Raw genomic sequence first — 15599 nt, forward strand, 5'->3', positions numbered from 1 at the left:
CCCCGGACGCTCGTGCTCCGAGTGCGGGGGGCACCCAGAGCGCGAGCGTCCGCACCACGACTCAGCCGGGTGCGCCGCCGCCGAGGTGCTTGGCCGCCTCCCGCCGGGACAGCGGGCTCAGCTCGTGCTCGGCGAGGAACCGGAGGACCCAGGCCGGATCGCTCTTGGCCAGGTCGCGCAGCGCCCAGCCGATGGCCTTGCGGACGAAGAACTCCGGATCGGCGGCGTTGACCTCGATCACCTCGGCGAGCAGGTCGGTGTCGGTGCGGTCCTTCGCCCCCACCTGCGCGATGACCGCGCTGCGCCGCAGCCACCGGTCCGGCGAGCGCGCCCAGCCGCGCAGCACCGGCGCCATCGCCTCCGGGTGCGCGAGCAGCAGTTCCCGCACCCGGGGGGAGACGCCGTCCACCAGGTCCCACCACGCCCCGGTGGTGACCATCTCGGTGTGGAGCGGCAGCAGCTCGAGGGCACCCTCGGCCACCGGCAGACCGGTGAGCGCGATCGCCGCGTACCGCTCCTCGCGGTGCGTGGCGGACCGCCAGAGCTCAGCCGCTGCCCGTTCGACGTCGCCCACCGAGGCCGGCGGGTGACCGGCGGCCGCCGTCCGGGTGAGCCGTCGGACCTCCGGCACGCGCACCCCGAGGCAGGGCTGCGTGGACTTCAGATAGGCCTGCATGCCGCGGCCGCGCTCGGGGTCGGCGGCCGCCCGCAGCGTCGCGCGCACGGCGGGGACGAGGGGCGGGACCATGCCCGGAGTCTGCCGCGCGCGACGAGCCGCGCGTGTGGGCCCCGCGCCGGGTGACGTGGGATCAGGGCAGGTAGCCGTGGTCGGTCTTCCACCTGCTGACCGCGTCGTCCCAGACGGACCGGTCGCTGACGACCCGCATCCCGGCCGTGTCGGCCGGGTAGGCCCCACCGCCCAGCCACACGATGGTGGAGGGCTCGTCGGGGCAGGCGGAGTCGTCGACGACCGTCCCCGGCGGCAGGGCCATCGAGTCGGTGCCGTTCAGGGACACCGAGTCGACCTTGAACACCGAGCACTTGATGACCACGCGGTTGCCCGACTCCGACCACTTGAACAAGGCGTTCTCGCCCATCACGACCTCACCGCCCTCGACGTGCGGCGTCTCGTAGAGGCCGATCAGCATGCGGTCGAGGGTGAGGGTCTCCGACGCGGGCGTCGGCCACGACCGGTCACTCGACGGGCGCTCGGAGATGCCGGTGTTGCACTGCTCCCAGAGGTTGTCGCGGAGCACCCCGCCGACCGTGTAGTCGTTCTCCATGCAGTCGTCCCGGATGCGGGACAGGTAGGTGCCGGTCACGAGGAACGTCGCGTTGTTGGCGTTGACGCCGTTCTCCTGCGGCTTGATGCCGTCCTCGACGTTGTCGCAGCGGACGTCGTGCACCTGCATCGACTCGGTCGCGATGATCTTCACGCAGGCCGCGTTGAACTGGTCGTGGTAGTAGCTCCAGGTCTGGCTGTCATCCGCCTGGCCGAGGATCGTGCCGCCGACGATGCAGGTGCGAGCCGCCGCGGTGCCGGTCCCGACCGCGAAGACCGAGTTGGTCGCCGGGTACGCGGTCGAGGTGATCCCGGACAGGTCGTAGGTCGCGTCGTCCTGCGGGTCCTTCACGACCCACTGGGTGGTCAGCGTGGTGCCGATCGACTGGGGACGCACCGTGCTGCGTCCGGTGCCCCCGCAGGGGTTCAGGGTGACAGCCCCGGTCTCGGCGCCCGTCCCGCTGCCGGGCGAGGTCGGCGGTGGGACGGGTACCGGAGCCGGCGCGGGAGCCGGTGCGGGTGCCGGTGCGGGGGTGGGTGCCGTCGCCCCGTCGCCGTCGAGGTCCGGGTCGCTCCCCGACACCGCAGGCCCGCCGGGGCGTGCGCCCTCGTCGTCCGCGGCGGCCTCCACCCGGGTGTCGGGCGCGGAGGGGGTGTCCGTGGACGACAGGACGCCCAGGCCGGAGGACGCGATCGTGACGGCCAACGACACGGTCGCGAGCTTGTAGGTGCGCTTCATGGGGCGTGGATCCTCAGGTGGGGAGACCGATGCGGGTACACGCTACGTAACGATTTGTGATCACCGAGTAGCGGCGTGTCGGCTGGCCTTCCGCCTGAACCTGCTGGTGAGGACGGCGGGTCGTCGGCGTTCCGGGCGTGCACATCTCGGCTCGGGGTCGAGTCGAGAGGAGAGATGTGTCCGAAATCACATCCCGTGGGCGGTTACGTCCCGCGGCCGCGGTCGGGCTACCGGCGCCGGGCCGCCATCGGCAGCCACACGGCCACCGCCATGATCAGCAGGGCGAGCGGCAGGTGCAGCGCGAGGCTGCCCTCGCCGGCCCGGCCGAGGAAGTACTCGGCCACCAGGAGCACCAGCAGCAGCGCCGTCCCGATCAGCAGGTCCCGTCGGGTGCGCAGCCAGACGGCGGCTGCGATCGTCGCGAGGGCGGCCAGGGTCACCGTCGCCTCACCGCCGTGCTGGTGGATCGAGTACCAGGGGCCGCCCGCGCCGGGCCGCAGGAACAGGCCGGCCCACAGTCCCTGCAGCAGCACGCCCAAGGTGGTCAGCCCCACCAGGGCGCTCCACACCGGGTGCGGGCGGGTCGTCCGGGCGGGGGCCTGCGGGGAGTCGGGCATGCGGCGAGTCTGCCGCGCTCGTGGGAGCCCGCAACGATCGGCCGCTGACCTAGGGTCGGCGGCACCGTGGACCCCGTGCTGGTCGGACCCGCAGCGGCCCCGGTGAGGGAGCGAGCGTGACCGACCACGTGGCGACCGGGGCCGAGGAGCTGCAGCGGGAGCTGGCCGGGCTTCGGATCGCGGAGCGGCGGGCCGAGGAGCGCCTGCAGCGGCTGGCCGCCGTGGCGCTCGACCTGCTCGGCGCGGAGACCGTCGAGGACCTCACCGCCATCGTCATCGGCCGGGGGCTCCCGGTGCTCGGGGCCGACGGCGGCGCGGTCGCGGTGCGCGACGAGCGGGCCTGCCTGGTCCGCCTCGCGGTCAGCCACGAGCTGGGGGACGAGGTCCAGGTCGCCTTCGGCGAGCAGCCCTGGGACAGCCCGCTGCCCGGCGCCTGGGTCGCCGTCCACGGGGAGGAACTGCTCATCCCCAGCGAGGCCGCCGGGCTGGCCTGGGCGCCGGAGACCGCGCGGGTGTTCGCCGCCACCGGGCGGTACGCCTGGGCCGCGCTGCCGTTGCGCGTGCGTGACCGGCTGCTGGGCGCGCTGGTGGCCTCCTGGGTGCACGAGCAGGAGTTCACCGCGGACGAGCTCGACCTGCTGCGCGCGTTCGCCGCGCTGTGCGCCCAGGCGCTGGACCGGATCCAGCACCTCGAGGCCCAGCGGGAGGCGGTGCGCGCCGTCGAGCGGCTGGCCGAGGGGCTGCAGCGGGCGCTGCTCACCCAGCCGACGACCCCGGAGGCGCTGGAGATCGCCGTCCGCTACCAGCCGGCCGCCCGGCAGGCCCAGGTCGGCGGCGACTGGTACGACGCGTTCATCACCGCGGCCGGGGCGACGCTGCTCGCGGTCGGCGACGTCAGCGGGCACGACACCGAGGCGGCCGCCGCGATGGGGCAGCTGCGCAGCCTGCTGCGGGGGCTGGCCTTCGACAGCGACGACGGCCCGGCGCGGCTGCTGACCCGGCTGGACCGCGCGATGCGAGGCCTCGAGGTGGACACGCTGGCCACCGTCGTCCTGGCCCGGGTCGAGGAGGACGACGACGGCACCCGCTGGCTGCGCTGGTCGGCCGCCGGCCACCCGCCGCCGCTGCTGCGTCAGCCCGACGGCCGGGTGGAGGTGCTGGACTCCGCGGACCTGCTGCTCGGCCTGGACCCGGAGTCCCCGCGCAGCGAGCAGCGCGCGCAGCTGCCGCCGGGCAGCGTGCTCCTGCTGTACACCGACGGGCTCGTCGAACGGCGCGGCAGCGACCTGGACGCGGGCGTGCGGCGACTGGTCGAGGTGCTGGGGGCTGAGCTGGACCGGAGCGCCGAGGAGCTCTGCGACGCCGTCGTGTCGGCGATGACCGACCTGGACAACGACGACGACATCGCCGTCCTGGTGCTGCGCACGGCGGGGTGACCCTCGGGCGGCACGGACGTCGGTCGACTCAGACGGTCGCGTCCAGGGTGTCGGTGTACCCGTCGTAGGCCAGGGTGGTCGCCCCCACCGTCTGGCCGTCCGCGATGCGGTTGATCCGGAAGGCGGCGACGTCGGCCTTGTGCACCACCTGGTCGTCGGCGCCCGTGCACACCTCGTTGAAGGTCACCGAGGACTCCGATCCGACGCTCAGGCAGTTCGGGATCCAGGCGCCGTCGCGGGTCTGCACGTCGAGCGAGTACGTGCTCCCTCCCGTCGCGCTCCATCGCAGATCGACTGTGTTCAGCGTGTTGAGGGAGCCGTCGGCCTTGAACATCAGCGGCTGGACGTAGACGTCGCGGCCGGCGTAGACGCCGTCCGCGGTGAACTCGGCGACGTGGTACAGCGTGTAGAACTGGCCGTGCCGATCGGTGACGGTGTTGTGCCCCTGGTTCTCGATCAGTCGCCCGTCGCGCGCCTCGAGGGGCGAGGAGAACGAGCGCCTCGCCTGCTCCCTGGTCAGGTCGCTCACCTGGGCGCCCATGAAGTACTGCATCCCGTAACGGCTCTTCATGTTGCCCTGGCTGTAGAAGAGGTACTGCCGCCCGTCGCGGCTGAAGAGCGTGGGCGCCTCGTTGACCTTCTGCTCGGCCTGCCTGCTCGGCCGGGTCACCTCGAAGACCTCGTCCGGCGCGTCGAGGGGGAATGCGGACACCACCGTGCCGTCCGCCGGGTCGAACCAGGTGTAGTGCATCCACTGGCGGGTCCCGTCGGAGTACACCGACGGATCCAGTCGCATCGCGTTCTCGCACCCGTCGTCCGGGCAGTCCTTCGTGTCGTGGGTGCGGGGATGTGTCGTGTCCTCGTTGATCTCGTCCGGCGCGCCGAACTGCATGCCCGCGTCCGGCGCGGTCGCGTAGAAGATCGTCTGCTGGCTGTCGCCCGACGGGCAGGGCGTGCCCTTGTCCACCCGGCTGGCCACGAAGTACAGCACGTAGTCGGTGCCCTGCCTGGTCAGTTCCGGTGCCCATTCACGGCAGTACCGGTGGTCCGGGTCGAGCGCGTCCGGGTCGTAGCGGTGCAGCAGGCTGAAGGTCTGCAGGTCGGTCGACGTGTAGATCGGCAGGAAGTCCTGGGACGACGTCCCCGACATGAAGTACAGGTTGTCGTCGACCTTGTAGATGTCGGGGTCGGCGAGCCCCTCCACCGCCAGGGTCCGGCCGTACGGCGCGATGTCGGCGTGCGCGGCGCCGACGCCGACCAGCTGGGGCAGGAGCGCGGCGAGCAGAGCGAGCGCCAGTGCCGGCAGGCAGCGGCGCCTGGGCGCGTGGACGTGACGGTGCTTGCTGTCCGACATCTGTGGCCCCCCGTGTGCGGTCCTGCCCGCGGACGAACGTCGTGCAGCGGCGCCCCGCACTGCCCCGGCGGAGCGGGCGCCGTGGTCCGCCTGGGCGGACCCGAGCGAATATGGCATGCCGGGTGGGTGGTGGCACCCAGGCCTCGGTGTGGCGGTGACGCTGCGAACAGACCCCGCCCGGGGCGACCGGGCGCCGGCCACCGGATCGCGCTGAGCACGCCGTCCGGTGGCCGGCTGCCCGTCGCTGCGAGACGGACGGCGGGCGCGTCAGTCGTCGTCCTCGGGTGGGTCCTCGTCCTCGTCCCCACTCACGTCTGCGACTTCTCCGGTCCAGAACGAGGTCTCCTTCATCGCCCCGCTCCACGTCAGCGAGATGTGGATGTGGTCGGTGTGCGGGTTCGGCCCGCGGTACCGCCGCCAGCCGTCATCTGCATGGGAGGCCGACCAGATGCGGCCGTTCCAGATCACGTACATCACGCCGAGTCGTCGGGCGTTGTACCCGTCCTCGTCGTCCGGGCCCTCGTCGAGGAGCCAGTCGATGAAGTCCTCGGCGACGGCCCGCTCGTTCGACCGGTTGACGCTCAGCATCCAGTCGAAGGCGCGGCCCTCCTTGTGCTCGCTGCGCCCCCCGATGGAGCACTGCCGGGTGATCCCGCCGTTCCGCCCCGTGCCGTAGTAGTCGAACAGCAGCTGGGCGAGCGCCCGGGTTCCGGGCTTCGCCACGGGATCGCACGTCGACTGGGGCTGGTAGTCAGCGAAGGGCTCGATGCGGTCGGGGGCCTCGGCCGGGGCCTCCGGCCCGTCGTCGTACGCCGCGTGAGCTGGCGGGGCCAGGCCTCCCATCACGCCGGTCGTCGCCAGGGCGACCGTGCAGGAGAGCAGCACCCGCCGGATGGCGGCGGTACGGCGGAGGGGGCGGGATGAGGAGTCCATGGGCGCTCCATAGGAGAGAAGGGGGTGCCCCACCTAACGGAACCGGTCGGTTCCGCGTCGAGGGTCTCGCCGCAGAAGTCCGCCGGCACCGGCCCGGGTGCGGCGCGTCCAGTGCTGTCCCGCACTGACTCATCTCGGACGGTTCCGACCGTCTGCCCGAACTGGGCGCGCGGTCGCTGCAGGGTGTAGCCCGGGCGTTCCGATCGTCGCGGTCGCCGCCACCCGCACCTGAGCACCTCCACGCCCTACGTTGTCCCGGAGCGGTCGCCGCCGGGGGAGTGGGGTTCGGCATGCCTGAGTTCGTCGGAGTTCCGGACTGGAACTGGTGGGAGAACGCCGGCGCGGGCCTCGCCGTCGCCGACGTCGACGGGGACGGGCTGCCCGATCTGGTGGTCCTCACCATCGACGAGCCGGAGGGGCCCAACCTCGGCTTCTACCGGGTCGGGTCCGGGTTCGTGGACGGGGCCGTCACCCGGGGCTGGGGGCCGTGGCACGGGGTCCCGGACTGGTTCCCGGAGTCCAACGCCGACGCCGGGGTGGCGGTCGTGGACATCGACGGCGACGGGACCCTGGACCTCGTCGTCTTCATGGTCGACTCGCCGTTCGGGCAGAACGGCGGCTACTACCGCGTCGGCCACGCCCTGGCCCCCGACGGGGCGGTGACCGGCGGGTGGGGGCCGTGGATCCCCGTCCCGGACTGGCCCTTCTGGGAGAACCAGGGCGGCGACATCGTGGTGGCCGACGTGGACGGCGACGGCCGCCTCCACCTCGTCGTCGTGATGATCGACGCGCCCGAGGGCGGCAACGGCGGGTACTACCGGGTGGGCCGGCAGCTCGACACCGACGGCACGGTGACCGGCGGCTGGGGGCCGTGGATCGCGATCCCGGAGTGGAACTTCTGGGAGAACCAGGGCGTCGGCGCGGCCGTCGCGGACCTCGACGGCGACGGCCGCCTCGAGCTGGTCGTGTTCTGCGTGGACAACCCGGTCGGGAACAACGGCGGCTTCTACACCGTCGGTTGGGGCCTGGACGGAACCGGACGGGCGGTCGACGGCTGGGGCCCGTGGACCCAGCTGGACACCTGGCCGTTCTGGGAGAACGCCGGCGCGTCGATCGCGGTCCTGCCGGCCGGCACCGGCCACCAGCTCGTCGTCCTCACCGTCGACACGCCACCGCAGCAGAACGGCGCGTTCCACTGCGTCACCGAGCTGGCCACCGACCTCGACACGGCAGCGGACGTCGGCGTCTGGCGGCTGCTGGACTTCGGGACCGAGGTCAACCCGGTGCACGCCGCGCTGCTGCACACCGGTGAGGTGCTGTTCTTCGCCGGTTCTGGGAACGACGAGGCCAAGCTCGCCGCCCAGCAGTTCCGCACCCGGGTGTGGCGCTACCCGTCCCCGGTGCTCGAGGCCCCGGACACGCCCATCGACCTGTTCTGCTGCGGCCAGGCGTGGCTCCCCGACGGCCGGCTGCTCGCCGCCGGCGGCACACTGCAGTACGACCCCTTCCGCGGTCTGCGCGACGCGCTCGTCCTCGACCCGGACACCCGGGCCTGGTCGGAGCAGCCCGCCATGGACGGCGGCCGCTGGTACCCGAGCCTGGCGCCGCTGCCCGACGGCCGGGTCGTGGCCATCTCCGGGCTCGGCGAGGACGGCAACCTCAACGTCGACCCGGAGGTCTACGACCCGGCGGACGGCACCTGGGCGCCGCTGCCCTCACCCGGGCCGTGGCCGATGTACTGCCACCTGGTGCTCCTCGCCGACGGGCGGGTCTTCTACACCGGCGGCCAGTACATGGGGAACAACGGCGTCCGGCCCTCCGTGTGGGACCCGGCCACCGGGGCCACGACCGAGGTGGAGGGGCTCCCCTTCCCGGACGTGCGCAACCAGTCGACCAGCGTGCTGCTGCCGCCCGCGCAGGACCAGCGGGTGATGATCGTCGGCGGCGGGGCCTCCGACATGCACGTCATGATTCCGGCCGTGGCCGACGCGGCGGTGGTGGACCTCGCGCAGGACGCGCCGCACTACGAGCCGGTGGCGCCGCTCCACCACCCACGCATGCACCTGACCGCAACCGTGCTGCCCGACCGCACCGTGCTGGTCAACGGCGGCTCCATGATGGAGGAGAGCGCGGCGATGGCCACCCTGGACGCCGAGCTCTTCGACCCGGCCACGGGGCAGTGGACCCACGGCGCGGTGTCGCGGGTGCCCCGGCTCTACCACTCGGTCGCGCTGCTCACGCCCGACGGCCGGGTGGTCACCGCCGGGTCGAACCCGGCCCGCCGGGTCGAGGAGCTGCGCATCGAGGTCTACTGGCCGCCCTACCTGTTCCGGGGCGGCCGGCCGACGCTCACCCTCGCGGACACGACCGCCGGCTACGGGGACACCGTCGTCGCCACGGTGGCGAGCGAGCGACCGCTGCGCTGGATGCATCTCATGCGGCCGGGCGCCGGTACGCACTCGGCGGACAACGAGCAGCGGCTCGTCGACCTTCCCTTCACGACGGGGGAGGACGACGAGGTGACCGTGGAGCTGCCGGCGAGTGCCGCGCTCGCGCCGCCCGGCTGGTACATGGTCTTCGCTGTCGACGAGGACGGCGTCCCCTCCGAGGCCGCCTGGCTGCGCCTCGGCTGAGATCCCGCCGCTTGGTGACCCTCGGTGCGGCCAGGCTGCAGCCCGTCCGCCCCGAACGGGTTGACGTACCGGCTCAGGACTCGGGGGCGTCCTGCTGCACCTCACGTTCGGGGATCTCCTCGACGGTCACCAGCGGGGGTCCAGCGGGCCCGAAGACCCGCGTGGCAGCGGTGATCGTGCCCTTCAGGACGTACTGCATGTAGTTCGCGGCGGCCATGGGCCCCACGCCGAAGGGGATCAGCCCGGCCAGGAGGGGCGGCCCGACCGCCAGCGACCAGGCCCGGAGGATCTCTGACTGCGAGGCGGCGATCTCCTGCCGCTCCTTCGCCGTCAGGGCCGCCAGGGCGTCGTACGCAGCGGCCTGTCCCAGCAGGGACGCGTGGGGTCCCAGGATCGCGTCGGGGCGGATCTTCCCGGTCTTGTCGAGCTTGACCGCTCCCTCCGTGAGGATCAGGAGGACGGCGATGCGGGTGAGTTCAGGGTCGGTGAGGTCCCTGTCGTGGAGGAGCCCTACCTTGATCGCCGCACTGACCGACTCCTTCAGGACCTCCCTCAAGGCGACTGGGAGCGCGGCGGCCGAGATCGCCGTCCCGACGCCCGGGAGGATCGACGGCAGGGAGTAGGAGACCGCTCGCGCCGCCTTGACCCGATTTCCACGGGTGACCTGGCTCACCAGGTCTCCCGGTGCGACCAGGGGCTTGCTCGCTCGGACCTTGTCGACGGCCGCACGGGCCTCCTCAAGGGAAGGTTGGAGAGTCCGGTTGATCAACGCCATCGCACGCTCGACGGTCGCCTCGACGTCGAACTCCGGCTTCGGGAGGTTGAAGCTGCCGGTCATGTGGGTCTCCTGTCCGTTGCGACTCATGGAGGATGCCAGCAGGAACTCCGCTGGGAGACCCCGCGGGCCCCGACCGCTCACGAGGCGCTGCGCACCGACTCCTGACCGCTGGAGCGGTACGGGCTGTCGATCGCCCGCTGAGTCCTCGGCTCGCTGTCCGCTGGACGCCGGGGAGGTGCCTCCCTGCGACGCCTGCTGATCCAGTCAGGTGGAGGCATCTCGGTCGACTTCGTGACCTTGCGTGACTAAGTCAGCGCCGTCCGGCGCCAGTGCGACAGAAAGTTCATGATCCGTCCACAGGAGCTCGGCAGACCGGCGCTCCTTGCCCTTACAGTCACCCGACCTTGGGGCAAAGTGACTGTTCGACGGGGGTGTCGTGGCTGCTTCGCGCAGCGCTGTGGACGTGGTCGACGGCGAGGTCCGGGAGCTGATCCGGCGACGTGGTCTCGACCCGTTCGTCGACCCGGCGCCGGTGCGGCTGCTGGTGCGGGACGTGCTGGCCGACTACTCCGAGCGGTCACTGTCCTCCGCGCTGCCGCCGGTCAGTGACCCGGAGGCGGTCGCCCGCGACGTGCTGGACCGGGTGGCCGGCTACGGGCCGCTGCAGCGGTACCTCGACGACCGCGAGGTCGAGGAGATCTGGGTCAACGCGCCGGGGCGGGTGTTCGTCGCCCGGCGCGGCCGGTCGGAGCTGACGACGACGGTGCTTGCGCCGGGGCAGCTGGCCGACCTGGTGGAGCGGATGCTGCGCACCTCGGGGCGCCGGGTGGACATGTCCACGCCGTTCGTGGACGCGATGCTGCCCGACGGCTCCCGGCTGCACGTGGTGATCCCGGACATCATTTGACCCTGGCCGCTGACCTGCGGGGACGATCGGTACTGCCCGTCTGACCTGCATATCTGTCGTCTGTAGTGGTTGGCAGTCTTGACCCGGTACGGGCGTTCTGCGGACTCGTTGCGGACCGAAGGCCGCGGCCAACGCTGCCCTAAGGCGCGTGCGTGTGCGACTCCTGGCCACGGCACCGGCTCTGCCGCAGGACGTCTGTGGAGGCTGGCCACTCTGCCGGACCCCTTGGCCGACCGTCTCTCACTGCCCCGGTCGTGGCCGCTTGAAGGTGTAGGACCCGCCGTGGTCAGAGCACAGCTCCCAACCTTCCTCGCCGACTCGGTTGAACTCGCGCTCCATGACCTCGATACGGTCGCGAATCTTCATGTTCGGCTCGACGACCTTGTACTCCCAGACAGTCATGCGGTGAGGCTGCCACCCGCCGCATACGTGAGGTCGTCTCGGTCCTGGAAGCCCGCTGAGCAGCGGGCTGAGCCGAGCCTGGACGTCAGGCCTGCTTCGCGCCATATTGCCGACGTGAGCTTCCAACTACCCGATGGCCCAGAGCTCGTCCCACCACCTGTCGGTTCATGGCGCCCTCCCAGGCGTCCGGCGTCATTCGACGAACTGCTCGACCACGGGCGTGCCATGGCTGCGACCGGGGAGGCCCGGCAGCAGGAGCTTCGGTCCAAGGCACGGGCAGCCGCCGACGAACTGGAAGAATGGCGCGACTCTTTGCGGCTACTCGGTCGATGGTTCGCCAAAGAGGCTCGCGACCGCGGAGTCCCGAGCTTGCCGTTGCACTCGGCGGCGACGACAAGACCAGCGCCCACGCCACCAAAAGGCCGATGGTTTCGGCGGCAGCCGCCGCCTGAGCCGTCTACACCAGTGGCGCGGACGACACGCGGCTGGGCTCTATTCCCGCTCGACCGCCGCACGGGTGAGGCCCACCGAGGCGGGTGGAGACATTACGGCGGCACCTCGTCTATGGGGGAAGTGCTTAACCCTAAGACGGGCTATCTCTGCTTGGCCGTCGACCAAGCGGGACTGATTCGCGTCGGTGTTGAACAAGAAGACTGCATCGTCGCCACCCGGCGGCCTAGCGACGTAATAGTGGGAATGACGCCGGACGAGATAACTCCGGTACACCTGGTGTCAGTCGTCAACAACATGTCTGCGGAGTCCACTCGGCCGTTCGACGACCCCATGCAAGACTTGGAAAGGCTACAACGGGAACATGGCGCGCAGAAGCATAGGGAAGGCGAAATCCTCAGCCTTTATGTTGCGTATGCTCAACGCATTCTCGCCGAGCGGTAGCTGCAATGCACTTCCCCGCCGGGTCGGCACAGCGACCCGGGACTGCGGGACGCTTCCAGGCGGCATGCGTGGCCATCGGCGGCAACCTTGGAGCCAAGCACAACCGGACGAAACGGCACAGCCGCCCCCGATAACGGCTCAAGCCGGCGCGTCGTCGCCGAAGGCCCAGTCCAACGGCGCCAACTCGACCGTAGTAAGAGTGCGCGCCTGGGGCAGGGCCCGGAAAAGGGCATGTTCCCAACAGGCGGGGCGGTAGCGCTCTCCACCGAGGCTGACCCCGTACGCGGCTGGCTCACCGCAGCCTGCGACGTACTCGCAGGTCAGGTCGTCGGGCACCGGGGCAGTGTGCCGCTGTTCTGCCCAACGTGCGGGGTCGCGAGGCCCGATGCCACCCTTTTTGGGTATCCCCGGAATGGCGACCCCTGAGGCAGCGTCGGCACCACAAGCAAGTTACGCGTAGATCGAAACAACGTTTGCGACGAAGCCGACGACTATCCCCGCGAGAACCAAGGCGACCGGGAGGATGAACCGGCTGCGGGATTGAGGTGTGAAGTAGGGCGTGCCGTCGGTGTCCAAGTTGAGTGATACGCGTTGGACGGCCATCAGCACCCCCCAACGATCTCTGCGACCGCCGCGGTTGCGTACAGGACCCAAAGCAACGCAGCCATGGGGTTCACACTGGCATGCCGGCTAGTCCGGGGGTGCACCAGGTCAGTCGAGCGTGCGCAGCTCCGACCCCGGGTGCCATCCCAACTGGGCGCCCTCGAAGAAGCAGCCGGCGAACAGCGTGGCGGGGCCCAGCCACGTCCCGTCCGCGGTCTTCATGCGACCCCACAGCGATCCACTGAGCTTGTCGCGGCCCACGAGTGCCGGCGAGGTGGGTTGAGGTGGGTTGCATCGAACGAGCCAGCGCTGCCGCCAGTTCAAACTTGAGTCCTCGTCCGGTGCCCCGGCGTCCACATCCCAATCGGGCCAGGGCCACAACTGGCGTGTTGCCACAAACTTCATCGAGGTGTCGTGAGTGCGAGTTGCCGGTTGCGGCCGGTTGGAACCGCTCCACTTGGTTAGTTAGAGGTTCTTCTTTGCATTGCGCCGAAGAGGTGCGGCAACGCAACCAAGCTCCCTTGATACATCGGGTAGGCGCCAAGGTCACCAACGTCTACCCATCTCGCCTCCAAGATTTCCGACTCCTGCAACCGGAGAGAGGAGACGTCACTGACGGTGGTGAGCCAAAAAAAGACCTTCCCGTCACCGACGTCTCTCGGTTGCTGCAGGAGCGGGTGAAGGGAATCGGGGGCTATTGACAACCCCACTTCCTCATCTACCTCACGCACGACTGTCCGGATTGGACTCAGGTCACCTGGCTCTTGGCGACCACCGACGGGTTGCCAAAGCTCGGGCCTCCGCGAGGAGCGAACCAACAACACCTTGCCCGACGAGTCGTCCACGATGAACACGAACGCTGCCCACTTGTCACCGACTCCAGCGCTGTACTGCTCGTCGAAGTAGGCGAACTGCTCGGCCAGGTCCAACACTGGTCTCCGCGCATTCACGATCATAGGACCGAGCCCTTTGGGCGCAACGACGAAAGAGCTACCGCCCCGTAGCTCAGTCGCCACAAGAGTCAAGGACGGCGCCACCAAGGAAGCACTGGAGTGGTACTCGCCGCGAGGTATTTCGATCACACCCGAGTGAGCACCCCTCTCGGACCGACTAGCCAGGCGCACACCGACGGCGGGCGCCTCCAGCGCCAGCCGACTCGTCCCGGAGCCATAGTCACTTTCCACGCGATACAGGCTGGTTTCTGAAGATTCACAGGGAGAAACGACGTACCGAGACTCCTCTATGGACCCGATCAGGACGGTGGATAAGATTCGCCACCCGTGCGCATGGACCTGTTGGTCAAGGGTGCCTCTGCGAGCCATTACCCGCTCCATCTCGCCGCGAGATGGCCAGAGGTGCAGCCGTATCTGCCAGCCCTCAATCTCGTCCTCGCGCAATCGACAAACGACGAAGCCGTATGGGTGGTCATAAGCCACAAGGTCCGTCGTGCCCTCGAGACGAGCGCGCAAGTCTGGCCAAGTCTGCGCTTCCAGCCACATGCGCAATTCATGCTCAGGCATAGTTATCAGGCGCGCCCCTTTGAGCAATGACTTTTCGCAACTCATCATCGGACGCGCAAGTATTAAGTCCTAGAGAGGAGAAGAATTTGCGAACCCCAACAATGTCCGCATCTGTGGGTTGCCGCATGCCGGATCGGGTGATCCCAGGATGCTCCGGAATCAAGTGTCGACATCCAGCGAAGGCGCTCTCGAAATCGTCGCACCATCCAGTGAAAAATTCCGAGGCCTTGCTGAAGAGAAGGCCGGGCTCACCCTTGTTCTGTCCGGTGACCAGAGCCATCTCGTCCGACAGGTCCAAGCTCATAACCCAGTTCATCGAACTCAATCCCACTGTTATGTTGATGCGGGGGGCTTCCTGCTTGCAAATGGCGGCCTCCAATATTGATGCGTAGATCTCAAGGCGCACACGATCAACTGTCCACTGCTTCGCGGGGTTGCTGCGCATGCGTGCGTAAGCGCGCAGGAGATCTTCATTTTCAGGGTCCAGCAGTTGCATTTTGATGTTGACGGGTCGCCGACCCTTCAGTGCCGCCTTAGTCAACCAAGGTAGCGTGTGACGCGAAAAATAGTTGGCAGTTCGGGCGCGCACATTCCACTCGCGTGCGTCCTTCGTCGCCTCTTCGATCGCATCCTCTATCGCCTTGGTGTCCAGTAGCTCAATCGACTCAGAGGAGTCGTTGGAGGGAAAGAGGAAAGGAACGAGCGCGCCCACGGCTATGGCCACAAGAATGGTGGCGATCAAGTTATCAGCAACGTTCGACGTAACCTGTACCCACCGATCGGACTCGCCCGTCGGCTCAGGCAGGACGAACAGGCGCACGAGCACGACAACGGCGAAGCCGAGCACCAGCGAGAGGAAGTACCAACGTCGGAGCGTCGTCGTCTTTGCCACTGGGTGCACTGACCGAACCTTAGGTCATCGGCGGGTTGAAGGGTGGGCCAACCGCCGCCCCGTGCCTGCTTAGGTTGCCCTCCCGCGAAGCGACTTCACGATGAGGGACCGGACTTGCCGCTCATGCAGCAGTCGCTGCACGAAGTTGCCGAGCGCATCGCCGTGGTACTCCGACCAACGGCGACGCGCCTCGCGCCATGCGTAGAACGGCCCGAGTTGTCCCCAGTGCTGCGCCCTCCCACTCGGTGCGACCCTGCAGAAGCCGCGGGACGTCCCACTCCGACACCATGAAGCGACGGAGCCGCTCTGGAGCCAGCGGAACCGGGGCCGGGCGCCGCTTCACTCGGACACCCCCAGCCGGGTGTTCCCGTGGCCATCCACTGAGTGGGCGACCTGCGGGAGGCGACCGGTCCCTCCCCGCCGGCTAGAACGATCGACCTTGTTCTCCGCGTCGATCAGATCTGACGGCACCCCGAGCCTCCGCAGCGCAGCCCGATCCAACGAGCTCAGAGGCGGCAGAGACCCGTTCTGCGATACCCGCCACGCGTTGCGGGCCCGCAGGAACGCCGCCCCACCCTCGGCGGTCGGAGCCAGCCCGGTGCGGATGAA

The 15599-nt window shown here is 69.6% G+C and carries 12 protein-coding genes; 3 read left to right on the forward strand and 9 right to left on the reverse strand.

Annotated features, from left to right (window positions below; translation table 11 throughout):
• Nucleotides 1-61 precede the first annotated feature (61 nt).
• The 3 genes from HL189_RS01855 to HL189_RS01865 form a co-directional block, all read right to left on the reverse strand.
• Nucleotides 62-748 carry a DNA alkylation repair protein gene (locus HL189_RS01855; RefSeq protein WP_369131997.1) on the reverse strand — a complete coding sequence of 229 codons (687 nt, stop codon included), beginning with the start codon at nucleotides 746-748 and terminating at the stop codon, nucleotides 62-64.
• Nucleotides 749-809: 61 nt separating this feature from the next.
• Complete coding sequence (locus HL189_RS01860; RefSeq protein WP_369131998.1) at nucleotides 810-2021, reverse strand: hypothetical protein; 1212 nt, start codon at nucleotides 2019-2021, stop codon at nucleotides 810-812.
• A gap of 227 nt (nucleotides 2022-2248) precedes the next feature.
• The gene (locus tag HL189_RS01865; RefSeq protein WP_369131999.1) at nucleotides 2249-2638 is read right to left on the reverse strand and encodes a hypothetical protein; all 390 of its coding nucleotides are present in this window, start codon (nucleotides 2636-2638) and stop codon (nucleotides 2249-2251) included.
• A gap of 116 nt (nucleotides 2639-2754) precedes the next feature.
• Between HL189_RS01865 and HL189_RS01870 the strand changes: the two genes are divergently transcribed.
• The gene (locus HL189_RS01870; RefSeq protein ID WP_369132000.1) at nucleotides 2755-4074 is read left to right on the forward strand and encodes a PP2C family protein-serine/threonine phosphatase; all 1320 of its coding nucleotides are present in this window, start codon (nucleotides 2755-2757) and stop codon (nucleotides 4072-4074) included.
• A 28-nt stretch (nucleotides 4075-4102) separates the two neighbouring features.
• Here the strand turns inward: HL189_RS01870 and HL189_RS01875 are convergent, their stop codons facing one another.
• Together HL189_RS01875 and HL189_RS01880 are read right to left on the reverse strand one after the other, a co-directional pair.
• Nucleotides 4103-5428 (reverse strand): family 43 glycosylhydrolase, encoded by a 1326-nt coding sequence (locus HL189_RS01875; RefSeq protein WP_369132001.1) that lies wholly within the window; start codon nucleotides 5426-5428, stop codon nucleotides 4103-4105.
• Nucleotides 5429-5695: 267 nt separating this feature from the next.
• Nucleotides 5696-6361, reverse strand: coding sequence for a hypothetical protein (locus HL189_RS01880; RefSeq protein WP_369132002.1), 666 nt, complete (start codon nucleotides 6359-6361; stop codon nucleotides 5696-5698).
• A gap of 290 nt (nucleotides 6362-6651) precedes the next feature.
• Between HL189_RS01880 and HL189_RS01885 the strand changes: the two genes are divergently transcribed.
• Entirely contained in the window at nucleotides 6652-8994 is a 2343-nt protein-coding gene (locus HL189_RS01885; protein WP_369132003.1) for a galactose oxidase-like domain-containing protein, read from the forward strand.
• Between the two features lie 73 nt (nucleotides 8995-9067).
• On the opposite strand, the gene HL189_RS01890 is transcribed toward HL189_RS01885, so the two are convergent.
• The gene (locus HL189_RS01890) at nucleotides 9068-9832 is read right to left on the reverse strand and encodes a hypothetical protein (RefSeq protein WP_369132004.1); all 765 of its coding nucleotides are present in this window, start codon (nucleotides 9830-9832) and stop codon (nucleotides 9068-9070) included.
• A 376-nt stretch (nucleotides 9833-10208) separates the two neighbouring features.
• Here HL189_RS01890 and HL189_RS01895 point away from each other — a divergent pair, with 376 nt between their 5' ends.
• Nucleotides 10209-10679 (forward strand): hypothetical protein, encoded by a 471-nt coding sequence (locus tag HL189_RS01895; RefSeq protein WP_369132005.1) that lies wholly within the window; start codon nucleotides 10209-10211, stop codon nucleotides 10677-10679.
• Between the two features lie 240 nt (nucleotides 10680-10919).
• Here the strand turns inward: HL189_RS01895 and HL189_RS01900 are convergent, their stop codons facing one another.
• The 3 genes from HL189_RS01900 to HL189_RS01910 form a co-directional block, all read right to left on the reverse strand.
• Entirely contained in the window at nucleotides 10920-11081 is a 162-nt protein-coding gene (locus tag HL189_RS01900) for a hypothetical protein (RefSeq protein WP_369132006.1), read from the reverse strand.
• Nucleotides 11082-13039: 1958 nt separating this feature from the next.
• Nucleotides 13040-14146 (reverse strand): NUDIX hydrolase, encoded by a 1107-nt coding sequence (locus HL189_RS01905; RefSeq protein ID WP_369132007.1) that lies wholly within the window; start codon nucleotides 14144-14146, stop codon nucleotides 13040-13042.
• A complete protein-coding gene (locus tag HL189_RS01910) occupies nucleotides 14091-14990 on the reverse strand; it encodes a hypothetical protein (RefSeq protein ID WP_369132008.1) in 900 nt (299 codons plus the stop codon). Before HL189_RS01910 ends, HL189_RS01905 begins: the two co-directional genes overlap by 56 nt.
• Between the last annotated feature and the right edge of the window lie 609 nt (nucleotides 14991-15599).

Origin of the sequence: Modestobacter sp. I12A-02662, assembly GCF_041028325.1 — a bacterium.
Classification (GTDB): domain Bacteria; phylum Actinomycetota; class Actinomycetes; order Mycobacteriales; family Geodermatophilaceae; genus Modestobacter.